A 24,279-nucleotide genomic window follows, 5' to 3' on the forward strand; every position below is an offset into this window, starting at 1 on the left:
CGGGCCCAGTGGTCCCTTAGGCGCCGCGTTACCGCGTGCCGCAGCCCCTCTCCACTTTTTACGACGCCCCCAGGTTAACCACTGCGACCGGCGAAATTCGATGACCAAGAAAGTTTATGTAAAGACCTTTGGCTGCCAGATGAACGAGTACGACTCCGACAAGATGGTCGACGTACTCGGTGCCGCTGAAGGACTCGTCAAGACCGACACGCCGGAAGACGCCGACGTGATCCTGTTCAACACCTGTTCCGTGCGCGAAAAGGCCCAGGAGAAAGTCTTCTCCGACCTCGGCCGCGTGCGCGAGCTGAAGGATGCGAATCCGAATCTGATCATCGGCGTGGGCGGTTGCGTCGCAAGTCAGGAAGGCGAATCGATCGTCGCGCGTGCGCCGTACGTCGATCTCGTGTTCGGCCCGCAAACCCTGCACCGCCTGCCGCAGATGATCGACCAGCGCCGCGCGAGCGGCCGCGCGCAGGTCGATATTTCGTTCCCCGAAATCGAGAAGTTCGACCATCTGCCGCCGGCGCGCGTCGACGGTCCGAGCGCGTTCGTGTCGATCATGGAAGGCTGCAGCAAGTACTGCAGCTACTGCGTGGTGCCGTACACGCGCGGCGAGGAAGTGTCGCGCCCGCTCGACGACGTGCTGACCGAAATCGCCGGCCTCGCCGACCAGGGCGTGCGCGAAGTCACGCTGCTCGGCCAGAACGTCAATGCATTCCGTGGCGCGCTGACGCTCGGCTCGACCGAGATCGCCGACTTCGCGACGCTGATCGAATACGTCGCGGACATCCCCGGCATCGAACGGATCCGCTACACGACCTCGCATCCGAAGGAATTCACGCAGCGCCTGATCGACACCTACGCGAAGGTGCCGAAGCTCGTCAGCCACCTGCATCTGCCGGTTCAGCACGGCTCCGACCGCATCCTGATGGCGATGAAGCGCGGCTACACCGTGCTCGAATACAAGTCCGTGATCCGCAAACTGCGCGCGATCCGCCCGGACCTGTCGCTGTCGACGGACATGATCGTCGGCTTCCCCGGCGAGACCGAGGAAGACTTCGCGAAGATGATGGCGCTCGTCGAAGAGATGCAGTACGACACCAGCTTCTCGTTCATCTACAGCCCGCGTCCCGGCACGCCGGCCGCGAACCTGCACGACGACACGCCGCGCGAGGTGAAGCTCAAACGCCTGCAACATCTGCAAGCGACGATCGAAGAGAACGTGCAGCGCATCAGCAACGCGATGGTCGGCAAGCTCGAGCGGATTCTGGTCGAGCGCCCGGCGCGCAAGGACCCGAACGAACTCGCGGGCCGCACCGAGAACAACCGCGTCGTCAATTTCCCGGCGCCGGTCGCATCGCACGCGCGGCTGATCGGCCAGATGGTCGACGTGAAGATCGTGCACGCGTACCCGCACTCGCTGCGCGGCGAACTCGTGATGGTTCACGACGACAACGCCGCGGCCGTGACGCACTAAGCGCACTGACCGACATTCTGAGTACCGCCAACCGACAGGATCGACTCACCGCCTTGAAGACCACTCAGCAACATCTGGAATTCACCGCGCCGCGCGAAGACAACGCGCGGCTCGCCAACCTCTGCGGACCGCTCGACGAAAATCTGCGGCAGATCGAGCAGGCGCTCGACGTGACCCTGTCGCGCCGCGGCCATCGCATCACGATCCGCGGACGCGGCGCGAAGCTCGCGCTGACCGCGCTCGAAAACTTCTACAACAACGCACGCGAGCCGTTGTCGGTCGACGACATCCAGCTCGCGCTCGTCGAAGTGCGCCACCCGGCGCGGCATCGTCCGAACGGCAACGGTAATGGCAATGGCAACGACGCGGGCGACGCCGCCGACCCGCGCTTCGCCGGCAATCCCGACCATCCGTTCGACCAGCCCGCCGATCTCGACGCGAACGAAGACGACTTCGAGCAATACGGCCCGAAGCTCTACACGCGACGCGCTGACCTGCGCGGCCGCACACCGGCGCAGCGCGAGTACCTGAAGCAGATCGTCTCGCACGACGTCACCTTCGGCGTCGGTCCGGCCGGCACCGGCAAGACCTACCTCGCAGTCGCCTGCGCGGTCGACGCGCTCGAACGCGACCAGGTCAAGCGCATCGTGCTGACCCGTCCGGCCGTCGAGGCGGGCGAGCGGCTCGGCTTCCTGCCGGGCGATCTCGCGCAGAAGGTCGATCCGTATCTGCGCCCGCTCTACGACGCGCTGTACGACCTGCTCGGCTTCGACAAGACCGCGAAGATGTTCGAGCGTCAGATGATCGAAATCGCGCCGCTCGCGTACATGCGCGGCCGCACGCTGAATCACGCGTTCATCATCCTCGACGAGGCGCAGAACACGACGCCCGAGCAGATGAAGATGTTCCTCACGCGGATCGGCTTCGGCTCGAAGGCGGTCGTCACCGGCGACACCACCCAGGTCGACCTGCCGCGCGGCCACAAGAGCGGGCTGATCGAAGCGCAGCAGGTGCTCGCGAACGTGCGCGGCATCGCGCTCACGCGCTTCACGAGCGCGGACGTGGTGCGCCATCCGCTGGTCGCGCGGATTGTGGAGGCGTACGATGCGCATGCCCAGAAGACGCCGGCGCCGGTTGATTCGCGCTGAAACGATGCATTTGCGGCGGCGGCGTCGAGAGGTTTGCGTGAGGGTGTAGCAAGTGCGGCGTGATACGCAGCGCCGCGGCAAACCCGACGACGCACGCCACAACGCAAACACGCAGCACGCAGCACGCAGCACGCAGCACGCAGCAATGCTCGCAATAGTCCACGCAAAGACGCAATCCGCAACCGCTGCCCACACGCAAAAAACCGGACCTACCCGACACACGAACCGCATGAGCCGCGCCCCGAAACTCACGTTGAACCTGCAATTCCCCGCCGCCAAAGCCTGGCCGGAACACAAGACGCTGCTGCCGCGCGCGACCGTGGCCGGCTGGATCAAGGCGGCCCTCTTCGCGGACGGCGAGCTGACCGTGCGTTTCGTCGACGCCGAGGAAGGCCGCACGCTGAACCGCACCTATCGCGGCAAGGACTACGCGACCAACGTGCTGACCTTCGCGTACGCCGAATCGGAAGACGATCCGGTGACGGGCGATCTGATCCTGTGCTGCCCGGTCGTCGAAAAGGAAGCCGCCGAGCAGGGCAAACCGCTGCTCGCGCACTACGCGCACCTGCTCGTGCACGGCACGCTGCACGCGCAGGGCTACGACCACGAGGTCGAAGAAGAAGCCGAGGAAATGGAAGCGATCGAAACCGAGATCCTCGGCAAGCTCGGGTTTCCCGACCCTTATCAGTAAGCGCTCCGGGTCCCGCTAATTTCCGTCGATTTCCTTCGACTCCCACCCTTTCCAGCCATCCGCGATCGAAGCCACCGTGAACACCCCGTTCCCCGAAGCCGATCCCCCCGAGCGCTGCCCGGACTACCCGCCGGCGCTCGGCGAATCGCGGCTTCTGACGGACGACGAACTGCAGGCGTCGCTCGACTACGCGCTGCGCGACTGGGATCGCCGCAGCGATCTGTGGCTGTTCGGCTATGGCTCGCTGATCTGGAATCCCGGCCTGCCCACCGTCGAGGCGATGCGCTCGAAGGTGCACGGTTATCACCGCGGGCTTTATCTGTGGTCGCGGGTGAATCGCGGCACGCCCGAGCAGCCGGGCCTCGTGCTCGCGCTCGACCGCGGCGGCTCGTGCACCGGCATGGCGTTCCGGCTCGCCGCCGAGGGCTCGATGCCGCATCTCGAAGCGTTATGGCGCCGCGAAATGCCGATGGGTTCGTACCGTCCTGCGTGGCTGCCGTGCGTGCTCGCCGACGGCCGGCGCGTCGATGCGCTCGCGTTCGTGATGCGCCGTGACGTGCCAAGCTACACCGGCAAGCTCAGCGACGAGACCGTGCGCACCGTGCTGGGCTGCGCGTGCGGCCGCTACGGCACGACGCTCGACTATGTCAGCCGCACTGTCCACGCGCTGCGCGAAAGCGGCATGCCCGACCGCGCGCTGGAAGCGCTGCTGGCGCGCTGCAAGGCGGACGGTCGCGTCGAGGCACAGGCGGCGTCGGCGGAGGGGCAGGCGCGGCGGTGACGTTGGTATTGGAGTCGGCGCTGCGGTCGGTCTTGAAGTCAGCATCGAGCCCAGCCACGGACCCAGCACTCGAGCACTAACGCCGGCCAATCAACCACGGCGTCACGCCGACAACGTCCCCCACCACTTCCGTTCGGCAGCCCACTCCGCCCACCCACCACCGCCCGCGAGTTTTTTTCCGATAAACGTTTTTGCCAGCGTAATCGGTTAGGATGACTCCACGCCCCGCCCTCGCGGCGCGGCCTTTTCACCCGGCTTTACCCTGGCTTCACTCATCGCCGGCCCGGCGGGACACGGTTCCGCCATGTGCCTGGTGTATCCTTAACGCTCTGCAACAGCGCGCCCAGTCTCGCCGGGCGCACTACCATGAACGACACGTATCCCAGTCGACGTCATACCGGACGCCAACTCGACAAACCGCAGGAAAAGCGCTCGCTACTCGAGCGGCTGACCGACTTCATCTCGCCCGAGCCCGACTCGCGCGCCGAACTTCTGGAAATTCTGCAGGACGCGCACGAGCGCAACCTGATCGACGCCGACTCGCTGTCGATGATCGAAGGCGTGTTCCAGGTGTCGGAACTCAGCGCACGCGACATCATGGTGCCGCGCGCCCAGATGGACGCGATCAACATCGCGGACAACCCCGCCGAATTCATCCCCTACGTGCTGGAAAAAGCGCACTCGCGCTATCCGGTCTACGAGGGCAATCGCGACAACATCATCGGCGTGCTGCTCGCGAAAGACCTGCTGCGCTACTACGCGGAAGAAGAGTTCGACGTGCGCGGCATGCTGCGCCCGGCGGTCTTCATCCCCGAGTCGAAGCGGCTGAACGTGCTGCTGCACGACTTCCGCGTGAACCGCAATCACCTCGCGGTGGTCGTCGACGAATACGGCGGCGTCGCGGGCCTGATTACGATCGAAGACGTGCTCGAGCAGATCGTCGGCGACATCGAGGACGAATACGATTTCGACGAGGAAAGCGGCAACATCATCGCGTCGCCGGACGGCCGTTTCCGCGTGCGCGCGCTGACCGAAATCGAGCAGTTCAACGAGGCCTTCGGCACCGAATACTCGGACGACGAAGTCGACACGATCGGCGGACTCGTCACGCATCACTTCGGCCGGGTGCCGCATCGCGGCGAGAAAGTCCGCCTCGACGATCTGATCTTCGAAATCCTGCGCGGCGACGCGCGCCAGATCCACATGCTGCTGGTGCGCCGCGACCCGCTCGCGGGCCAGCGCGAACGCGACGCGCAGCACGTGCAGACCTGAGCCGTGGGCGCGGACTGACTTCCAGTTGCCGCGCCCCGCGTTTTTCCGGCGGTTTTTGCCGCCGTTGCAGCGGTTTCCGCCACTTCATTTCTCAACTTCCGACGCCGACCGCGCAACAATGGCCGACCCGATCACTTCCCGTTCGCGCCCCGGCGTGAGCCCCCCCGCCCCCATTCCCACCGGCGACGGCGCCCGTAGCCGCACGCTGCCGCGCTGGCACTATCTCGTCGCGCTAGCCGCCGGCGCGCTCAACACGCTGTCGTTCGCGCCGACGCCGCACGGCGGCTGGTTGCAGCTCGCGATCTTCGTGTTCTTCTTCGCGTGGCTCACGCGCAGCACCGGCTGGAAAAGCGCGGCGCTGACAGGCGGCGCGTTCGGTTTCGGCAACTTTGTGTCGGGCGTGTGGTGGCTGTACGTCAGCATGCATTTCTACGGCGGCATGCCGGCGCCACTCGCGGGCACGGCGCTCCTGCTGTTCTCGCTGTATCTGGCGGTCTACCCGGCGCTCGCCGCCGGCGTGTGGTCGTTCTGCGCGGGTCACGCGCGCAACGGCGCGGCCGACGATCGCCTGCCGTTTTCACCGACCTGGCACGGCGCGCTGGCGTTCGCGAGCGCGTGGGCGATCGGCGAATGGCTGCGCGGCACGGTGTTCACCGGCTTTCCGTGGCTCGCGACCGGCTATGCGCAGGTCGACGGTCCGTTGGCCGGTTTCGCGCCGGTGGTCGGCGTGTACGGAGTCGGCTGGATGGTCGCGCTGACCGCCGCGCTGATCGTGCAGGCGCTGCTGGCGCTGGCACGGTCGCGCGAGGCCGCACGCGGCGGAGCGCATGGCGCGGCAACCGCAGACGCGGCCGGCGTTGACGCGCAACCGGCCCCGCGTCGCACGGCCCGGGTGGTGGTGCCGGCCAGCGTCGCGGTTGCGCTGCTCGCGCTCGGCCTGCTGCTGCCGCTCGTGCAGTGGACCACGCCCGCCAACGCGCCGCTCACGGTGCGACTGCTGCAAGGCAACGTCAAGCAGGAGATGAAGTTCGAGGAAGCCGGCATGCGCGCGGCGATCGACGAATATCAGCAGATGATCACCGCGAAGCCGGCCGATCTGATCGTCACGCCGGAGACCGCGATTCCGGTGCTCGCGCAGCAACTGCCGCCGAACTTCGCGGCGGCGATCCGCCAGTTCTCGGATTCGACCGGCAGCGCGCTGCTGTTCGGCGCGATCGGCGGCACCATCACGCCGGAAGGCCGGGTGGTCGATTACACCAACAGCCTGTTCGGCGTCACACCGGGCTCGCACGAAATCTACCGCTACGACAAGCACCACCTGGTGCCGTTCGGCGAGTTCGTGCCGTGGGGCTTCCGCTGGTTCGTCAACCTGATGAACATCCCGCTCGGCGACTTCTTCCGCGGCCCGCCGGTGCAGAAGCCGTTCATGGTCCATAACCAGCCGGTCGCGGTGAACATCTGCTACGAGGACATCTTCGGCGAGGAGATCGCGCGCACGCTGCGCGAGAACGCGACGCCCGCCGGCGTGCTGGTCAATTCGACCAACCTCGCGTGGTTCGGCGACACCATCGCGCTCGACCAGCATCTGCAGATCGCCCGGATGCGCTCGCTCGAAACCGGCCGGCCGATGCTGCGCGCGACCAACACCGGCATGACCGCCGCGATCGACGCGCAAGGCCGCGTGATCGGCCGCCTGACACCGTACACGATCGGCTCGCTCGATCTGACGGTACAGGGCACGACGGGCAACACGCCTTACGTGACGAGCGGCAACAACACGGTGCTGGCGGTGTCCTTGCTGCTGCTCGCGTTCGGCTTTGCGTTCGGTCCGGGCATCGTGCGGCGGCGCAACGGCAAGCAGTAACGCGCGCCGCAACCGGCACGCGTCGCCCGCCAACCACGCGCCCCGATAAACCACGGGCGCAAAAAAGCGCCTGCAGTTCAAACTGCAGGCGCTTTTTTCATTCGCTCACGCTCGCTTCACGCGCTTTCGGCTTTCTTCGATTCGGGCCTCGATTCCGGCCTTCGATTCAGCCCTTCGTCGCCCCAAACCGACACGCCGCGTCAATTCGCCGGCACCGTATCGATGAACGACTGCCGCAGCGACAGCTTCTGGAAGTGCTTGTCCAGGTTCGGATGCGCTTCGCGCCAGTTCAGCTCCGGCATGCGGAAGTCGAGGTAGCCAAGCGCGCAACCCACCGCGATGTCCGCCAGCGTGTAGTGATTGCTCGCGCACCACGGCTTGCTGCCGAGCCCCTGCGACATCGCGATCAGCGCTTCGTCGATCTTGCGCCGCTGGCGCTCGACCCACGCGTCGACGCGATGCTCGGCCGGGCGCTGGGTGGCTTCGAGGCGGATCAGCACGGCCGCGTCGAGCACGCCGTCGGCGAGCGCCTCCCAGCAGCGCACCTCGACGCGCTCGCGTCCCGAAGGCGGAATCAGCTTGCCGACCGGCGACAGCGTATCGACGTATTCGCAGATCACCCGCGAGTCGAACACGGCCTCGCCGTCTTCCATCACGAGGCACGGCACCTTGCCGAGCGGATTGAAGGTATGAATCCGGGTGTCCGGCGCCCACACGTTCTCGGGCACCAGTTCGTAGTCGATCTTCTTGTCGGCGAGCACGATCCGCGCTTTACGCACAAACGGGCTGCCGAGCGAACCGATGAGTTTCATCATGACCATCTGCCTTTTTCTGAATCCGGCGAAAGTATAAGTGGTCTAAGGCCTTCACGAACGTGCTGGCGCATCTTCGCGAGCCACGCACGGAGCGGCTGTGGACGGATTGCAACATGCGCGCGGCCGCCGCGCCGTCGGAAGGCGCACAAAACGCCGCGGTGTAGGGTCGCCACAGACGCGGCGCTACAATCGCACCATGAACCAGCCGACCGAACCCACCCTCGCCATCGACGTCTACCGCACGCGCCGCGAGCGCGTTCTCGCCGCGCTGCGCGCCGCGGGCGGCGGCGTCGCCATCGTCCCGACCGCGCCGGAAGCGCTGCGCAACCGCGATACCGACTACCCGTATCGCCACGACAGCTACTTCTATTATCTGACCGGCTTTGCCGAGCCCGAGGCGCTGCTCGTGCTCGACGCCAGCGCGCCGCCCGGCGCGCCCGCGTCGATCCTGTTCTGCCGCGAGAAAAACCTCGAGCGCGAGACGTGGGAAGGCTTCCGCTTCGGCCCCGACGGCGCGCGCGAGGCGTTCGGCCTCGACGCCGCGTTCCCGTTCGACGCCATCGACACGCAACTGCCACGCCTCATCGCCGACAAACCGGCGCTGCACTACGCGCTCGGCACCTCGGCCCGGCTCGACGAACAGGTGCGCGGCTGGCTCGACGCGGTGCGCGCGCTAGGCCGCGGCGGCATCGCCGCACCGACCGCCGCGCGCGACCTGCTGCCGCTGCTCGACGAAATGCGGCTCATCAAGGACGACCACGAACTGGCGATCATGCGCCGCGCCGGCCAGATTTCGGCGGCCGCGCATCGGCGCGCGATGGCCGCGTGCCGCCCCGGCGTGCGCGAATACGAGCTCGAGGCCGAGCTGCTGTACACGTTCCGCAAGTTCGGCGCGCAGGCGCCGGCCTATACGTCGATCGTCGCGGCGGGCCCGAACGCGTGCGTGCTGCACTACCCGGCCGGCAACGCGATCGCGCGGGACGGCGACCTGATCCTGATCGACGCGGCCTGCGAACTCGACGGCTACGCGTCCGACATCACCCGCACGTTCCCGGCGAGCGGCCGCTTCACGCCGGCGCAGCGCGAGCTGTACGACATCGTGCTGGCCGCGCAGCAGGCCGCGATCGACGCGACGCGCGCCGGCGCGACCTTCGACGATCCGCACCAGGCCGCGCTGCGCGTGCTGTCGCAGGGGCTGCTCGACACCGGTATCGTGGCGCGCGGCAAGTTCGCGTCGGTCGAGGACGTGATCGCCGAGCGCGCCTACGCGCCGTTCTACATGCACCGCACCGGCCACTGGCTCGGCATGGACGTGCACGACTGCGGCGACTACCGCGAGCGCGCGGCACCACGCGACGAAGCCGGCGTGCTGCCGTGGCGCACGCTGCGCACGTCGATGACGCTGACGATCGAGCCCGGTCTGTACGTACGCCCGGCCGAGGGCGTGCCGGAGCGCTACTGGAACATCGGCATCCGCATCGAGGACGACGCGATCGTCACGCCGACCGGCTGCGAGCTGATCACCCGCGACGTGCCGGTGGCCGCCGCCGAGATCGAGGCGCTGATGCAGGCAGCGCGGGAGGCGGGCCAGCAGACGAGCCAGCCGACGGCCCCGCAGACGGCCCAGCCGGCAAGGACCTGATCCGCGATGAACGACGCCTCTCAAGCGGTGGTGATTCTCAAGCCCACCTCCCAACAAGCGTTCGATTTCGACGTGACGATCGTCGGCGCCGGGCCGGTCGGCCTCGCGCTGGCCGGCTGGCTCGCGCGCCGCAGCGTGACGCGCGAGCTGAAAATCGCGCTCGTCGACGCGCGCGAGCCGGAAGATTCGAGCGCCGATCCGCGCGCGATCGCGGTCTCGCACGGCAGCCGGATGATCCTCGAGCCGCTGCGCTGGCCCGCCGAGGCCACCGCGATCGAGCGCATCCACGTCTCGCAGCGCGGCCACTTCGGTCGCACGCTGATCGATCATCGCGAGCACGGGCTGCCCGCGCTCGGCTACGTGCTGCGCTACGGCGCGATCGTGCACGGTCTCGCCGACGCGGTGCGCGCGACGCCGGTCCATTGGTTCCGCTCGACCTCGGCCGGCGCGCCGGTTCAGGAGCTCGACGGCGTCACGCTGCCGATCGAAACCGCCAGCGTCACGCGGCAGTTGCGCACGCGGATTCTGGTGAATGCCGAGGGCGGGCTGTTCGGCGATCAGAAGCGTGGCGCGAAGCGTGACGAAAAGCGCGCCGCCGATGCGGCCCGCGAAGAAAACGAAAACGCTGCCGGTGAAGCCGCGCAAGAACGCGGTCAACCCGGCCGCACGACCGGCCGCGCCGCCGTCGCCGGTTCGCGCGACTACGGCCAGACCGCGCTGGTCGGCACGGTCACGGTGTCCGCGCCGCAACCGCATGTCGCGTGGGAACGCTTCACGTCGCAAGGCCCGATCGCGCTGCTGCCGATGGGCGGCGTGCGCGGCGCCGACTACGCGCTCGTCTGGTGCTGCGCGCCCGACGAAGCCGCGCGCCGCGCGCAATTGTCCGACGAAGCGTTCCTGCGCGAACTCGATGCTGCGTTCGGCGACCGCATGGGGCGCTTTACGCAGATCACCGGTCGGGCGTCGTTTCCGCTCGGGCTCAACGCGGCCGATACGCTGGTCAACGGTCACGTCGTGGCGATCGGCAATGCCGCGCAGACGTTGCATCCGGTCGCGGGCCAGGGTCTGAACCTCGGCCTGCGCGACGCGCATGCGCTCGCCGACGCGCTGGCCACCGAAGGACCGACCGCGCTCGCGCTGGCGACCTTCGCGCAACGCCGCGCGCTCGACCGCCGCCTGACGATCGGCTCGACCGACACGCTCGCCCGCCTCTTTACCGTCGACTTCGCTCCGCTCGCGGTGCTGCGCGGCCTCGCGCTGACTGCGCTGGAGTTCGTGCCGCCGGTGAAAACCGCGCTCGCACGTCAGATGATGTTTGGTCAGCGTCGCTAGGGTCGGGGGCGGCGCTGCTGTGCCCACAGGCCCATTATCAGCACCCGCCGCCGCGACTTTTACGCAGCGGTCCACACCCCGCTCACCACCGCCTCAACTCGCCGCGTAACACGACTTTCATAAAAGATTGAATGGGTTACGAGATGCGGACCGCGGCTCGCCGTTACCCTCGGCGCTACCCGTTAACGCTAAAATGGCGGTTTTCCCTCGCATTTCGCGTTTTTCATCGGCTGTCCAATGGTCAGCCGGCGGCGCGCGCTCACGTCATGCCCACTCTCGGCTCCCACAATCTGCGCAATAACCTGTTCGTCGCCCCGATGGCCGGCGTGACCGACCGGCCGTTCCGCCAGCTGTGCAAACGGCTCGGCGCGGGCTACGCGGTGTCGGAGATGGTGGCATCGAACGCGCAGTTGTGGAAAAGCGAAAAAACCATGCGGCGGGCGAACCACGAAGGCGAAGTCGAGCCGATCGCGGTGCAGATCGCCGGCGCCGATCCGGTCATGATGGCCGAAGCGGCCCGCTACAACGTCGCGAACGGCGCGCAGATCATCGACATCAACATGGGCTGCCCGGCCAAGAAGGTCTGCAACGTCGCGGCCGGCTCGGCGCTGCTGCAGAACGAGCCGCTGGTGCAGCGGATCGTCGAGGCCGTCGTGAACGCGGTCGGCATCGGCCCTGACGCGGTGCCCGTCACGCTAAAAATCCGCACCGGCTGGAATCGCGAGAACAAGAACGCGCTGAATGTCGCGCGCCTCGCCGAAGCGGCCGGCATCTCGATGCTGACCGTGCACGGCCGCACGCGCGCCGACCTGTATCACGGCGACGCCGAATACGAAACCATCGCCGCGGTGAAAGCGGCGATCGGCATCCCGGTCGTCGCGAACGGCGACATTACGTCGCCGCACAAGGCGCGCGAGGTACTCGCCGCCACCGGCGCGGACGCGATCATGATCGGCCGCGCGGCGCAAGGCCGGCCGTGGCTGTTCCGCGAGATCGAGCATTTCCTGCAAACGGGCGAGCTGCTGCCGCCGCCGCGCATCGACGAAATCCAGCAGGTGATGAACGAGCATCTCGAAGATCACTACGCTTTTTACGGGGAATTTACCGGTGTGCGCACTGCGCGCAAGCACATCGGCTGGTACACTCGCGGCCTTTCCGGCGCCAACCTGTTCCGGCATCGCATGAATACGCTGGACACCACGCGCGAACAACTCCTCGCCGTCAACGAGTTCTTTGACGCGCAAAAGGCGATCTCAGACCGCCTCGTCTACGTCGACGAATCAGCCGACAGCCCGGGCGAGGATCACACCGACCGACTAGCAGCATGAGCAAGAACAATATCGAACAATCCGTCCGCGACAGCCTGGACGTGTACTTCCAGGATCTCGACGGCTCCAATCCGCACGACGTCTACGACATGGTCATTTCATGCGTGGAAAAACCCTTGCTCGAAGTGGTGCTCGAGCAGGCCGGCGGTAATCAGTCGCTGGCCGCCGAGTATCTCGGCATCAACCGCAATACGCTGCGCAAGAAGCTGCAACAGCACGGGTTGCTGTAGCCCGTTGCAGTTTCTGGCGCCCTGCCACGTTTCCCCTTCGGCTTTTCGTCTTCATCATGATCAAGCAAGCGCTCATCTCCGTTTCCGACAAGTCCGGCATCGTCGACTTCGCTAAATCGCTGTCGGACCTCGGCATCAAGATCCTGTCGACCGGCGGCACCGCGAAACTGCTCGCGGACGCGGGCCTCGCCGTCACCGAAGTCGCCGACTACACCGGCTTCCCGGAAATGCTCGACGGTCGCGTGAAAACGCTGCATCCGAAGGTGCACGGCGGCATCCTCGCGCGTCGCGATCTGCCGGAGCACATGGCCGCGCTTGAGAAGCACGACATTCCGACCATCGACCTGCTGGTCGTGAACCTGTACCCGTTCGTGCAGACGGTGTCGAAGGAAGAGTGCTCGCTCGAAGACGCGATCGAGAACATCGACATCGGCGGCCCGACGATGCTGCGCTCGGCAGCGAAGAATCACCGCGACGTGACCGTCGTGGTCGACCCGACGGATTACGCGGTCGTGCTCGACGAAATGCGCGCGAACGGCAACACGGTGTCGTACAAGACCAACTTCCGCCTCGCGACCAAGGTCTACGCGCACACCGCGCAGTACGACGGCGCGATCACGAACTATCTGACGAGCCTGACCGAAGAACTGCAGCACGCGTCGCGCAACCCGTATCCGGCTACGCTGAACGTCGCGTACGAAAAGGTCCAGGACCTGCGCTACGGCGAGAATCCGCACCAGAGCGCCGCGTTCTACCGCGATCTGACGGTGCCGGCCGGCGCGCTCGCGAACTACAACCAGCTGCAGGGCAAGGAGCTGTCGTACAACAACATCGCCGACTCCGACGCCGCGTGGGAATGCGTGAAGACCTTCGACGTGCCGGCCTGCGTGATCGTCAAGCACGCGAATCCGTGCGGCGTCGCGATCGGCGCGAACGCGCACGAAGCGTACTCGAAGGCATTCCAGACCGATCCGACCTCGGCGTTCGGCGGCATCATCGCGTTCAACCGCGAAGTCGACGAGGCGGCCGCGCAAGCGGTGGCCAAACAGTTCGTCGAAGTGCTGATCGCGCCGTCGTTCAGCGCCGAAGCGCGTCAGGTGTTCGCGGCCAAGCAGAACGTGCGTCTGCTCGAAATCGCGTTGGGCGAAGGCCATAACGCGTTCGATCTGAAGCGCGTCGGCGGCGGCCTGCTGGTGCAGTCGCTCGACTCGAAGAACGTGCAGCCGCGCGAGTTGCGCGTCGTCACCAAGCGTCATCCGACGCCGAAGGAAATGGACGATCTGCTGTTCGCATGGCGCGTCGCGAAGTACGTGAAGTCGAACGCGATCGTGTTCTGCGCGAACGGCATGACGATGGGCGTCGGCGCGGGCCAGATGAGCCGCGTGGACTCGGCGCGTATCGCCAGCATCAAGGCACAGAACGCCGGTCTGACGCTGACCGGTTCGGCGGTCGCATCGGACGCGTTCTTCCCGTTCCGCGACGGCCTCGACGTGGTGGTGGCTGCAGGCGCGACCTGCGTGATCCAACCGGGCGGCTCGATGCGCGACGACGAAGTGGTCAGCGCCGCCGACGAGCACAACATCGCGATGGTGCTGACGGGCGTGCGTCACTTCCGTCATTGATTGGCGATTGAGCGGCTACTGAGTGGCTGAAGTTCGATAGCTGTTAAAAAGGCCCGGCGGGTTGTCCCGCCGGGCCTTTTGCTTTGAGGTGAGACGCGGGCGTGCTCAATCGTCCGGTTCTTTTCGTGCGTAACCATCCCGCACCTCGGCATGCTGGCTGATGTACGTGCCCAAACCCTGCCCCCTGTGGGCAAGACGCTTCATCACGTCGACGTGCGCGGCGCCCACGCTCGCCGCTGTGTACCAATACACGACGCCCTGCCGAAACCGTACCTTGATGAAATCGTCGCCGGGTTCGTACGCGTCGACGCCCGAGTCGCCGCTCAGATTCCGATAGCGCTGCATCCTCGCTCGCCTCCCTTGCAGGGCCCCACACGATCACGCAGCAGCATTTATTCCTCCACCCACGCCACCAGCCGACCGCCGCGCGGCGCGTTCGTTGTAGTATCGCAGGCACCTGGTTTTTATCGCATGTGCGGCACCTCATGAGAATTCTCGGCATCGACCCCGGCCTGCGCGTCACCGGCTTCGGCGTGATCGAACAACACGGCCACACACTGAGCTACGTCGCGAGCGGCGTGATCCGCACCGCCGACGCCGACCTGCCGTCGCGGCTCGGCACCATCTTCGCAGGCATTTCGACGCTGATCCGCGAGCACGCGCCGGATCAGGCGGCGATCGAAAAAGTCTTCGTCAACGTCAATCCACAGTCGACGCTGCTGCTCGGCCAGGCGCGCGGCGCCGCGATCTGCGGGCTCGTCGCGGGCGGCGTACCGGTCGCCGAATACACCGCGTTGCAGCTGAAGCAGGCGGTGGTCGGCTACGGCCGCGCGACCAAGGAGCAGATGCAGCAGATGGTCGTGCGGCTGCTGAACCTCTCCGGCGTGCCCGGCACCGACGCCGCCGACGCACTCGGCATGGCGATCTGCCACGCGCACGGCGGCGGCACGCTGAGCACGCTCGGCGGCATCGCGCCGGCGCTCGCGAAGAAGGGGCTGCGGGTGCGGCGCGGGCGGCTGGTCGGTTGAGGTCCGCCCTGCTCGGACTCCGGCGCGCGAGCGGTGACCGTCATGCAGCACACGCCGCGGTACGCGCCGCCCATTCGCTAAGCTACACTCGCGCATTCCCCCACGACTCTCGATACTGAATCCGCCATGATCGGTCGCATTGCCGGCGTTCTGCTGGAAAAAAACCCGCCGCATCTGCTCGTCGACTGCAACGGCGTCGGCTATGAAGTGGACGTGCCGATGAGCACGTTCTACAACCTGCCGTCGACCGGCGAGCGCATCGTGCTGCTCACGCAGATGATCGTGCGCGAGGACGCGCATCTGCTGTATGGCTTCGGCACCGCGCAGGAACGCTCGACCTTCCGCGAATTGCTGAAGATCTCCGGCATCGGTGCGCGCATGGCGCTAGCGGTGCTGTCGGGCATGAGCGTCGCGGAACTCGCGCAGACCGTCACGATGCAGGACGCCGCGCGCCTCACGCGGGTGCCGGGCATCGGCAAGAAAACCGCCGAACGGCTGCTGCTCGAACTGAAGGGCAAGCTCGGCGCCGACCTCGGCGCGCTGGCGGGCGCCGCGTCGCCGTCCGACCACGCATCCGACATCCTCAACGCGCTGCTCGCGCTCGGCTATTCCGAGAAAGAGGGACTCGCCGCGATCAAGAACGTGCCGGCCGGCACTGGCGTTTCCGAGGGCATCAAGCTCGCGCTGAAGGCGCTGTCGAAGGCCTGAGCGCGCCTGCCGCGCGCGGTACAATGCCCGCATGATCGAAACCGACAAACTCGCCGCCGAGCGCATCATCGCGGCCACGCCCGTGTCGCCGAACGAAGAAGCGTTCGAGCGTGCGTTGCGGCCGCGCCAGCTCGAAGAATATGTCGGGCAGGAAAAAGTGCGCGGCCAGCTGGAAATCTTCATCGAGGCGGCCAAGCGCCGTTCCGAGTCGCTCGACCACGTGCTGCTGTTCGGGCCGCCGGGCCTCGGCAAGACCACGCTCGCGCACATCATCGCGCGCGAGATGGGCGTCAGTCTGCGCCAGACCTCGGGCCCCGTGCTCGAACGCGCCGGCGACCTCGCCGCGCTGCTCACCAACCTCGAAGCCAACGACGTCCTCTTCATCGACGAAATCCACCGGCTCTCGCCGGTCGTCGAGGAAATCCTGTACCCGGCGCTCGAGGATTATCAGATCGACATCATGATCGGCGAAGGGCCGGCCGCGCGCAGCGTGAAGCTCGACCTGCAGCCGTTCACGCTGGTCGGCGCGACCACCCGCGCGGGCATGCTGACCAATCCGCTGCGCGACCGCTTCGGCATCGTCGCGCGGCTCGAGTTCTACAACGCGCAGGAGCTCGCGCGCATCGTCACGCGTTCGGCCTCGCTGCTGAACGCGCAGATCCATCCGGACGGCGCGTTCGAGATCGCCCGTCGCGCGCGTGGCACGCCGCGTATCGCGAACCGCCTGCTGCGGCGCGTGCGCGACTTCGCTGAAGTGAAGGCCGACGGCAACATCACCGCGCAGGTGGCCGACGCCGCGCTCAGCATGCTCGACGTCGACGCGGTCGGCTTCGACCTGATGGACCGCAAGCTGCTCGAAGCGATCCTGTACAAGTTCGACGGCGGTCCGGTCGGCGTCGACAATCTGGCCGCGGCAATCGGTGAGGAACGCGACACGATCGAAGACGTGCTCGAGCCGTATCTGATCCAGCAGGGCTTCCTGCAGCGCACGCCGCGCGGCCGCGTCGCCACGATGCTGACGTACCGGCACTTCGGGCTGGCCGCGCCGGATTCGTCGAGCGCGCTGCCGGGCCTGTGGGAATCGTCGAAGTGAGCCATTAGCCGAGGCCGATCAGGATGTCCGACCAGACCCAGCACCCCGGCTCATCCAGCAGTTCCCCCGTCAATCCCGCCGGCGACCCGTCCGGCAATTTCGCCCGGCAACTCACCCACCGCCTGCGCTCGAAACTCGCCGCCGGCGTCACGCATCTGACCACCGGCAGCGGCCCGGTGCTCGACTACTCGTCGCCGCCCGGCGACCCCGGCCTGTTCGGCCCAGATTCGATGTGCTGGAAAGTCCACGCCGACTTCACGTCGATGATGACGGGCGGTATTAGCGCGCTGCTGCTGCAGGCGCTGCATCCGCTGGCACTCGCGGGCGTGTGGGATCACTCGAGCTTTCGCAGCGATATTCTCGGGCGCTTGCGGCGTACCGCGACCTTCATCGCCGGCACTACGTTCGGCAGCCGTGCGGACGCGCTTGCGCTGATCGAGCGTGTGAAACGCATCCATCTCGACATCACGGGCGTCGCACCGGACGGCCAGTCGTATCGCGCGAGCGAACCGGCGCTGCTCACGTGGGTGCACGTCGCCGAGGTGTCGAGCTTCATGACCGCGCATCTGCGCTATGTGAATCCGGTGCTGTCGGTCGCCGCGCAGGATCAGTACTTCGCGGAGACCGCACGCATCGCCGAAATGCTCGGCGCGACCGATATCCCACGCTCGCGCGCCGAGATCGACGCGTATCTGCTGGCGATGCGGCCCGCGCTGGTCGCCAGCGAGCGGACCTTCGAAGTCGTCAGGATTCTGATGAGCGCGCCGGCGCCGAGCGTCGCGATGCGCCCGGCCGGCACGCTGATGCTCAACGCCGGCGTCGATCTGCTGCCCGAATGGGCGCAAACGATGCTCGGCCTGAATCGCTACGCGGCGCTGCGTCGAACCTTCGCGCGACCCGGCGTGCGGCTCGTCGCGCCAGTGATTCGCTGGGCGCTGGTGAATGGGGTGTCGAAGCGGGCGCGGCGGCGGGCTACGGCGGTGAAAGAGCAGGATTGACAGCGGCTGGCGGGCTCGGGCGCGAGCCCGATACGCACGCTGCGCCCACACCTTCTTCCGATTACCCTCTTCCGCTTACCGCCCCGGCGCCTTTTTCAAACCATCATCGTCGGCGCCGCCCGCGTCGAGATGCACGATATCGGCCCACGACACGATCGTCGCGCGGCCATCCTCGAAGTCCACCACGTTCACGCTCGTGTTCAGCAACTGATAGTCACGCGGCGCGTCGAGCGGCAAACCGCACGCGAAACGGCGCACGCAATCGAGCACCCCGCCATGGGCGACACACGCGATCCGGCCGCCAGGATGCGCGGCGACGAGCGGCTCGATCGCATGGATGATGCGGTGATAGAACACCCGCTGCGACTCGCCTTCGGGAGGCGCGAAGCCGGGATCGCGGGTTTGCCATTGCGCGTATTCGTCGGGGAAACGCAGCGCGATCTCGTCGCTGTCATGCCCCTGGAATGCGCCGTACGACCGCTCGCGCAGACTCTCGCGTAACTGCAACGGCAGGCCTAGCGCGTCGCCAATCGGTTGCGCGGTCTGCTGCGCGCGTTGCAGGTCGCTCGAATAGATCGCGTCGAGCCGCGCGCCCTGCTTCGCCTCGTCCGCGAAACGCCGCGCGAGACGCTGCGCCTGCGCGATGCCCGTGGTCGCGAGCGGAATGTCGATGTGGCCTTGAATGCGTTTGATGCGATTCCAGTCGGTCTCGCCGTGCCGGATAAACAGAATCTGCGTCGTCATGAGAGGGAGATAGGCGCCGTTCGCCGATGGGGTCGAGCCGCTATTGTCGCAAAAAGCAGCGGGCACGCCGGCGAGGCGGCTGGGGAAACTCGCCAGGGTGTGGTGGTGTGGCGGTGGGCATGCATGCGCGGACGCGCCCGCAAGTGGGGTGCGTCGGCGCGAGACGATACGTTGATCCGGTTTGTTCAGGCGTTGGTCTGTAGCCAGAACGTGACCGGCCCGTCGTTGACGAGCGACACCTGCATGTCCGCGCCGAACTCGCCCGTTTCGACGATCGGATGCTTCGCGCGCGCGGCCGCGACGAAGTAGTCGAACAGGCGGCGGCCCTCGTCGGGCGGCGCGGCGGGCGTGAAGCTCGGACGCAGGCCGCTGTTGGTATCGGCGGCGAGCGTGAATTGCGACACGAGCAGCAGGCCGCCCGCGCTGCCCGCGCCGTCGAGATTCTGCACCGACAGATTCATCTTGCCGGCCGCGTCGCTGAACACGCGGTAGCCGAGCACCTTCGCAAGCAGCTTGTCGGCCGCCGCCTCGGTGTCGCCGCGCTCGGCGCACACGAGCGCGAGCAGACCCGCGCCGATCGCGCCGGTCACGCGCTCATGCTCACCGTCGACGACGCGCACTTCGGCGCACCGCACGCGCTGGATCAGCGCGATCATCGCCCGGACTCCGGAAACGCCTGGCCGGGCAGCGCCGCCGCGACGACGATCGTCACGCGGGCGACGCTCACGCGCTCAGCGTCACGCGTGCAAAGCGGCGCTTGCCGACCTGCACCACGTATTCGCCGGCTTCGACCTTCAGGCCCTTGTCGGACACCATCGTGCCGTCGATCTTCACGCCGCCCTGCTCGATATTGCGCAGCGCTTCGCTCGTCGACGGCACGAGGTTCGCCTGCTTCAGCAACTGGCCGATTGCGAGCGGTGCGCCCGCGAGCGTCACCGCCGGAATGTCGTCGGGCACGCCGCCCTTCGCGCGATGATTGAAGTCTTCGAGCGCACGCTCGGCATCCGCCTGCGAATGGAAACGCGCGACGATTTCCTGACCGAGCATCACCTTGAAATCGCGCGGATTGCGGCCCGCTTCGATTTCCTTCCTGAAGCCGGCGATCTCGTCCATCGGACGGAACGACAGCAACTCGAAGTAACGCCACATCAGCGTGTCGGAGATGCTCATCAGCTTGCCGAACATATCGGTCGGCTTTTCGCTGATGCCGATGTAGTTGTTCTTCGACTTCGACATCTTCTCGACGCCGTCGAGCCCTTCGAGCAGCGGCATCGTCAGGATGCACTGCTGCTCCTGGCCGTACTGCTTCTGCAATTCGCGGCCGACCAGCAGGTTGAACTTCTGGTCGGTGCCGCCGAGCTCCAGGTCCGCGTTCAGCGCGACCGAGTCGTAGCCCTGCATCAGCGGGTACAGGAATTCGTGGATCGAGATCGGCACGCCGCCCTGGAAGCGCTTCGTGAAGTCCTCGCGTTCGAGAATACGCGCGACCGTGTAGCGCGACGCGAGCTTGATCATGCCGTCGGCGCCGAGCGGCATCGACCATTCGCTGTTGTAGCGGATCTCGGTCTTGTCGCGATCGAGCACGAGCGCGGCCTGCTCGAAATAGGTCTTCGCGTTCGATTCGATCTGCTCGCGCGTGAGCGGCGGGCGCGTCGCGTTACGGCCGGACGGGTCGCCGATCAGCGACGTGAAATCGCCGATCAGGAAGATCACCGTGTGGCCGAGGTCCTGCAGCTGGCGCATCTTGTTCAGCACGACCGTGTGGCCGATGTGGATGTCGGGCGCGGTCGGATCGAGACCGAGCTTGATGCGCAGCGGCTTGGCCGTCGCCGCGCTCCGCGCGAGCTTTTGCGCGAATTCGTCCTCGATCAGCAGTTCGTCGACACCGCGCTTGGTAACGGCGAGGGCGTGACGGACTTCGTCGGTGATCGGGAAGGCGGAGGTGGGCTTGGTGGACTCGGTGCTCATGCTGGAAACGTGAAGTCGCGAAAAAACAGGATTGTCCCATAGATGCGCGCCGCCGCGCCCACTGGGATACGTCTGGTGGCGGTGTGGCGGGTGATTTTGCTGTGATGCAGGCGGTTGGTGTGGGCTGCCGGCGCGGCGGGCGGCGCGGGCGGCGCGGGTGGCAGCACTGGTAGCTCGGGCGGCGTGGGTGGTACGGGTGGTACGGGTGGTACGGGTGGCGCGGGTGGCGCGGGTGGCGCGGGTGGCGCGGGTGGCGCGGGTGGCGCGGGTGGCGCGGGCGGCGTGGGTGGCTCGGGTGGCGGTGGCACGGGTGGCGCGAGCGATGACTGCGCAGGCGGTCACGAAAGCGGCTTGCGGACGCTCATGCCGCGACCATCACCGCGGCCCGGACGCGATACCAGAACCGCTCCCGGAACGCGCCAATCGCCCCCCGGCGCTTACCATCGGCCGCGCTTACGCCGATAATCTGCTACAACGAATCGCAATAAACATCGACAGGAGCAGCGACGTGGCGCAAGACCCCGCAGATGGCATCTATTTCGGGTTGATGTCGGGAACGAGCATGGACGGTGTGGACGGCGTGGCCGTGCGCTTTGTCGACGGGAAACCGCCCGAGGTGCTGGCCGAGGCGTTCGTCGCCTTTTCGGCGGGCATCCGCGAAGCGCTGTTCGCGCTCCAGCAGCCGGGCGACAACGAGATCGAGCGCGAGGCGCTGGCCGCCAACGCGCTCGCGACGCGCTACACCGTCTGCTGTCACGAACTGCTACGCGACAGCCGCGTGTCGGCCGATGAAGTGCGCGCGATCGGCGTGCATGGGCAGACCGTGCGGCATCGGCCGGAAAAGGGCTACACGCGGCAGATCAACAACCCGGCGCTGCTCGCGGAAATGCTGCACATCGACGTGGTCGCCGATTTCCGCAGCCGCGACGTCGCGGCCGGCGGCCAGGGCGCGCCGCTCGTGCCCGCCTTTCACGCGACGATCTTCGGCGCGCCAAACGAAACCCGGGTGGTCTGCAATCTTGGCGGCATCAGCAATATCACGATTCTGAACGCGACCGGTAGCGTGCGCGGCTTCGACTGCGGCCCGGCCAATGCGCTGCTCGACGCGTGGGTCGAACGCCATCTCGGCAAACCGTTCGACGAAAACGGGCATTTTGCGGCGAGCGGTCAGGTGAACCGCGCGCTGCTGAACGCATTGCTCGACGAACCGTTCTTCTCCGAGCAGCCACCGAAAAGTACCGGCCGCGATCTCTTCAACACCACGTGGCTCGACGCGAAGCTGGCGCCGTTCGCCGGCCTCGCTCCCGCCGACGTGCAGGCGACGCTGGTCGCGCTGACCGCGGTGACGGTCGCCCGTGAAATCGAGCGGCATGCATCGGACGCGCGCGCGGTCTACGTATGTGGCGGCGGCGCGCGCAATCCGGAGATCATGAAGGCGTTGCAGCAGGCGCTCGAAGACAGCGGCGTAAGCGGCGTACCGGTTATGACGACCGACGCGCTCGGCGTGCCGCCGAGCCAGGTCGAGCCGCTCGCATTCGCGTGGCTGGCGATGCGCTGCATCGCGAGGTTGTCGGGCAATCTGCCGAGCGTGACTGGAGCATCCGCCGAGCGCGTGCTGGGGGCGATTTATCCGCGCTGACCCACGCTGATCCGCCGTTGATCCGCGTTAAGGGGACGGTTTGATCGGATGCGTTTCTATTTGACGCAGAGGCAATAAAAAACGGGGCCTTGCGGGCCCCGTTTTCGTTGCAGCTTGAACAGCCGTAGATCGTGCTCAGACCGAGAACGACGAGCCGCAACCGCAGGTCGTGGTCGCGTTCGGGTTCTTGATGACGAACTGCGCGCCGTTGATGTCGTCCTTGTAATCGATCTCGGCGCCGACCAGATACTGGTAGCTCATCGAGTCGATCAGCAGCTGGACGCCGCTCTTGTTCATCACGGTGTCGTCTTCGTTGATCGCTTCGTCGAACGTGAAGCCGTACTGGAAGCCCGAGCAGCCGCCGCCCTGCACGAACACGCGCAGCTTGAGCTCCGGGTTACCTTCTTCTTCGATCAGTTGCTTGACCTTGTCAGCCGCTGCGTCGGTGAAAACGAAGGGGGCCGGCATCTCGGTCACGGGGGTGTCGGTGACTGCGTTCATTCGAACTCTCCAAAAAGCTTTAGCCGCTATTGTAGGGCTGTTCCGGATATCGTGCTGAAGCCCACAAAATCAATGGGTTCTCTCTTGAGGCTAGCGCATGGCGACGTTTCTGCAACGAGATCGCACGAAGCCCGCGGCAAACTCCTGCCAACCATAAAAAAAGCCGCCTTCGCATGGAGCGTTGGCGGCTTTTGCTGCAAACCGGCGATAAAGCCAGTTTGCATTCGAAACGCTTAACGCTTCGAGAACTGCTTGCGGCGACGTGCCTTGTGGAAGCCGACCTTCTTACGTTCGACTTCACGAGCGTCACGCGTAACGAAGCCAGCCTTCGACAGTTCCGGCTTCAGCGTTGCGTCGTAGTCCATCAGCGCTCGGGTGATGCCGTGGCGAACCGCACCGGCTTGACCCGTTTCACCGCCACCGTTCACGTTGACCTTGATGTCGAACGTGACGCCGTGGTTCGTGAGTTCCAGCGGTTGACGCACGATCATCAGCGACGTTTCGCGCGAGAAGTAATCGGCAATAGGCTTGCCGTTCACAATGATCTCGCCCTTGCCTGCCTTGATGAACACACGTGCGACGGCGCTCTTGCGGCGGCCCGTGCCGTAATTCCAGTTACCGATCATGTGGGCTCCCCTTAGATCTCGAGCGCTTTCGGCTGTTGTGCCGAATGCGGATGCGTTGCTTCAGCGTAGACCTTCAGCTTCTTGATCATCGCGTAGCCGAGCGGGCCCTTCGGCAGCATGCCCTTGACCGCTTTCTCGAGCGCGCGGCCCGGGAAGCGTTCCTGCATCTTGCCGAACGTCGTTTCATAGATACCGCCCGGGTAGCCCGAGTGACGGTAGTACTTCTTGTCGGTAACCTTGTTGCCCGTGACCTTCAGCTTGCCGGCGTTGATAACGATGATGAAATCACCGGTGTCGACGTGGGGAGTGAATTCAGGCTTGTGCTTGCCGCGAAGACGGTGTGCCACTTCGCTGGCGACACGCCCGAGAACCTTATCCGTCGCGTCAATCACGTACCATTCGCGCGTCACCTCATGGGCTTTTGCGGAAAACGTCTTCATGATCGATCCAAAAAAATTGCTGCGCCCAATGTGTTTTTTCCTGCTTGTAGTGTGCGCATCGAGGCGCGTGCAGGCTCTCCCTGGTTCTTCCTCCGCGGGCGCGGATGCGGAAAAGCCCTGAATTATAAAGGAATTTGCGCTGGCAAGTCAAAACTTGCGACGCGGGTGCCGCGACGACACAAAAAAGCGCCGCAAAGAGAGCACCCCAAAGGAACCAAACGGGTGAAAAAACCCGAAGGGCGAAAAAAAACCCGAACGAGCGGTTCGGGTTTAATCCACCAAAGGAGGAGGTGGAGGAGACAGCGGAAGTTGCAAAACTGCTGCAACGATGG

Annotated in this window: 24 protein-coding genes; 16 read left to right on the top strand and 8 right to left on the bottom strand. The window is 66.1% G+C overall.

Translation table 11 applies throughout. The annotated features are described in order from the left end of the window. The first annotated feature begins 100 nt into the window (after window positions 1-100). From miaB to lnt, 6 genes are all read left to right on the top strand, one after another. Entirely contained in the window at window positions 101-1,477 is a 1,377-nt protein-coding gene (gene miaB / locus HHL14_RS22570; protein ID WP_169499828.1) for a tRNA (N6-isopentenyl adenosine(37)-C2)-methylthiotransferase MiaB, read from the top strand. Between the two features lie 53 nt (window positions 1,478-1,530). Beyond that, the gene (locus HHL14_RS22575; protein ID WP_169499829.1) at window positions 1,531-2,625 is read left to right on the top strand and encodes a PhoH family protein; all 1,095 of its coding nucleotides are present in this window, start codon (window positions 1,531-1,533) and stop codon (window positions 2,623-2,625) included. A gap of 229 nt (window positions 2,626-2,854) precedes the next feature. Further along, window positions 2,855-3,316, top strand: coding sequence for an rRNA maturation RNase YbeY (gene ybeY / locus HHL14_RS22580; RefSeq protein WP_169499830.1), 462 nt, complete (start codon window positions 2,855-2,857; stop codon window positions 3,314-3,316). 76 nt (window positions 3,317-3,392) lie between these two features. Next, on the top strand, window positions 3,393-4,097 hold the full coding sequence (locus HHL14_RS22585) for a gamma-glutamylcyclotransferase (RefSeq protein WP_169499831.1): 705 nt from the start codon (window positions 3,393-3,395) through the stop codon (window positions 4,095-4,097). Between the two features lie 366 nt (window positions 4,098-4,463). Continuing rightward, window positions 4,464-5,369: an HlyC/CorC family transporter gene (locus HHL14_RS22590; protein ID WP_169499832.1), complete on the top strand. Its 906-nt coding sequence runs from the start codon at window positions 4,464-4,466 to the stop codon at window positions 5,367-5,369. Between the two features lie 118 nt (window positions 5,370-5,487). Further along, window positions 5,488-7,233, top strand: coding sequence for an apolipoprotein N-acyltransferase (lnt, locus tag HHL14_RS22595; RefSeq protein WP_169499833.1), 1,746 nt, complete (start codon window positions 5,488-5,490; stop codon window positions 7,231-7,233). A gap of 200 nt (window positions 7,234-7,433) precedes the next feature. Here the strand turns inward: lnt and HHL14_RS22600 are convergent, their stop codons facing one another. Beyond that, entirely contained in the window at window positions 7,434-8,048 is a 615-nt protein-coding gene (locus HHL14_RS22600; protein WP_206002465.1) for a glutathione S-transferase C-terminal domain-containing protein, read from the bottom strand. A 196-nt stretch (window positions 8,049-8,244) separates the two neighbouring features. Between HHL14_RS22600 and HHL14_RS22605 the strand changes: the two genes are divergently transcribed. The 5 genes from HHL14_RS22605 (at window position 8,245) to purH (ending at window position 14,202) form a co-directional block, all read left to right on the top strand. Further along, window positions 8,245-9,690, top strand: coding sequence for an aminopeptidase P N-terminal domain-containing protein (locus HHL14_RS22605; RefSeq protein ID WP_169499835.1), 1,446 nt, complete (start codon window positions 8,245-8,247; stop codon window positions 9,688-9,690). Window positions 9,691-9,696: 6 nt separating this feature from the next. Beyond that, a complete protein-coding gene (locus HHL14_RS22610) occupies window positions 9,697-11,022 on the top strand; it encodes a UbiH/UbiF/VisC/COQ6 family ubiquinone biosynthesis hydroxylase (protein WP_169499836.1) in 1,326 nt (441 codons plus the stop codon). A 266-nt stretch (window positions 11,023-11,288) separates the two neighbouring features. Then, on the top strand, window positions 11,289-12,350 hold the full coding sequence (gene dusB / locus HHL14_RS22615) for a tRNA dihydrouridine synthase DusB (protein WP_169499837.1): 1,062 nt from the start codon (window positions 11,289-11,291) through the stop codon (window positions 12,348-12,350). Further along, window positions 12,347-12,580 carry a Fis family transcriptional regulator gene (locus tag HHL14_RS22620; RefSeq protein ID WP_008919619.1) on the top strand — a complete coding sequence of 78 codons (234 nt, stop codon included), beginning with the start codon at window positions 12,347-12,349 and terminating at the stop codon, window positions 12,578-12,580. Before dusB ends, HHL14_RS22620 begins: the two co-directional genes overlap by 4 nt. 56 nt (window positions 12,581-12,636) lie before the next feature. Beyond that, window positions 12,637-14,202 carry a bifunctional phosphoribosylaminoimidazolecarboxamide formyltransferase/IMP cyclohydrolase gene (gene purH / locus HHL14_RS22625; protein ID WP_169499838.1) on the top strand — a complete coding sequence of 522 codons (1,566 nt, stop codon included), beginning with the start codon at window positions 12,637-12,639 and terminating at the stop codon, window positions 14,200-14,202. Window positions 14,203-14,307: 105 nt separating this feature from the next. Here the strand turns inward: purH and HHL14_RS22630 are convergent, their stop codons facing one another. Then, on the bottom strand, window positions 14,308-14,547 hold the full coding sequence (locus HHL14_RS22630; protein WP_169499839.1) for a hypothetical protein: 240 nt from the start codon (window positions 14,545-14,547) through the stop codon (window positions 14,308-14,310). Window positions 14,548-14,687: 140 nt separating this feature from the next. On the opposite strand from HHL14_RS22630, the gene ruvC reads away from it, so the two are divergent. The 4 genes from ruvC (at window position 14,688) to HHL14_RS22650 (ending at window position 18,029) form a co-directional block, all read left to right on the top strand. Continuing rightward, a complete protein-coding gene (gene ruvC, locus HHL14_RS22635) occupies window positions 14,688-15,230 on the top strand; it encodes a crossover junction endodeoxyribonuclease RuvC (protein ID WP_169499840.1) in 543 nt (180 codons plus the stop codon). 126 nt (window positions 15,231-15,356) lie between these two features. After that, window positions 15,357-15,938, top strand: coding sequence for a Holliday junction branch migration protein RuvA (gene ruvA / locus HHL14_RS22640; protein WP_169499841.1), 582 nt, complete (start codon window positions 15,357-15,359; stop codon window positions 15,936-15,938). 31 nt (window positions 15,939-15,969) lie between these two features. Further along, window positions 15,970-17,031: a Holliday junction branch migration DNA helicase RuvB gene (gene ruvB, locus HHL14_RS22645; RefSeq protein WP_169499842.1), complete on the top strand. Its 1,062-nt coding sequence runs from the start codon at window positions 15,970-15,972 to the stop codon at window positions 17,029-17,031. A 23-nt stretch (window positions 17,032-17,054) separates the two neighbouring features. Beyond that, window positions 17,055-18,029 carry an oxygenase MpaB family protein gene (locus HHL14_RS22650; protein WP_169499843.1) on the top strand — a complete coding sequence of 325 codons (975 nt, stop codon included), beginning with the start codon at window positions 17,055-17,057 and terminating at the stop codon, window positions 18,027-18,029. A 75-nt stretch (window positions 18,030-18,104) separates the two neighbouring features. Here HHL14_RS22650 and HHL14_RS22655 read toward each other — a convergent pair whose 3' ends face one another. The 3 genes from HHL14_RS22655 to tyrS all read right to left on the bottom strand — a co-directional run bounded on the left by HHL14_RS22655 (window position 18,105) and on the right by tyrS (window position 20,741). After that, window positions 18,105-18,773 (bottom strand): histidine phosphatase family protein, encoded by a 669-nt coding sequence (locus HHL14_RS22655; protein ID WP_169499844.1) that lies wholly within the window; start codon window positions 18,771-18,773, stop codon window positions 18,105-18,107. A gap of 185 nt (window positions 18,774-18,958) precedes the next feature. Then, the gene (gene dtd / locus HHL14_RS22660; protein WP_169499845.1) at window positions 18,959-19,429 is read right to left on the bottom strand and encodes a D-aminoacyl-tRNA deacylase; all 471 of its coding nucleotides are present in this window, start codon (window positions 19,427-19,429) and stop codon (window positions 18,959-18,961) included. A gap of 67 nt (window positions 19,430-19,496) precedes the next feature. Beyond that, on the bottom strand, window positions 19,497-20,741 hold the full coding sequence (tyrS, locus tag HHL14_RS22665; protein ID WP_169499846.1) for a tyrosine--tRNA ligase: 1,245 nt from the start codon (window positions 20,739-20,741) through the stop codon (window positions 19,497-19,499). 508 nt (window positions 20,742-21,249) lie between these two features. Here tyrS and HHL14_RS22670 point away from each other — a divergent pair. Next, window positions 21,250-22,380: an anhydro-N-acetylmuramic acid kinase gene (locus HHL14_RS22670; protein ID WP_169499847.1), complete on the top strand. Its 1,131-nt coding sequence runs from the start codon at window positions 21,250-21,252 to the stop codon at window positions 22,378-22,380. A gap of 135 nt (window positions 22,381-22,515) precedes the next feature. Here HHL14_RS22670 and erpA read toward each other — a convergent pair whose 3' ends face one another. The 3 genes from erpA to rplM form a co-directional block, all read right to left on the bottom strand. Beyond that, window positions 22,516-22,881, bottom strand: a complete 366-nt coding sequence (gene erpA / locus HHL14_RS22675) for an iron-sulfur cluster insertion protein ErpA (RefSeq protein WP_075302778.1) — start codon at window positions 22,879-22,881, stop codon at window positions 22,516-22,518. A gap of 233 nt (window positions 22,882-23,114) precedes the next feature. Further along, window positions 23,115-23,507 (bottom strand): 30S ribosomal protein S9, encoded by a 393-nt coding sequence (rpsI, locus tag HHL14_RS22680; protein WP_007180423.1) that lies wholly within the window; start codon window positions 23,505-23,507, stop codon window positions 23,115-23,117. A gap of 11 nt (window positions 23,508-23,518) precedes the next feature. Beyond that, the gene (gene rplM, locus HHL14_RS22685; protein WP_027198819.1) at window positions 23,519-23,947 is read right to left on the bottom strand and encodes a 50S ribosomal protein L13; all 429 of its coding nucleotides are present in this window, start codon (window positions 23,945-23,947) and stop codon (window positions 23,519-23,521) included. Window positions 23,948-24,279 lie beyond the last annotated feature (332 nt).

It is taken from the genome of Paraburkholderia antibiotica (genome assembly GCF_012927125.1).
Lineage (GTDB): Bacteria > Pseudomonadota > Gammaproteobacteria > Burkholderiales > Burkholderiaceae > Paraburkholderia > Paraburkholderia antibiotica.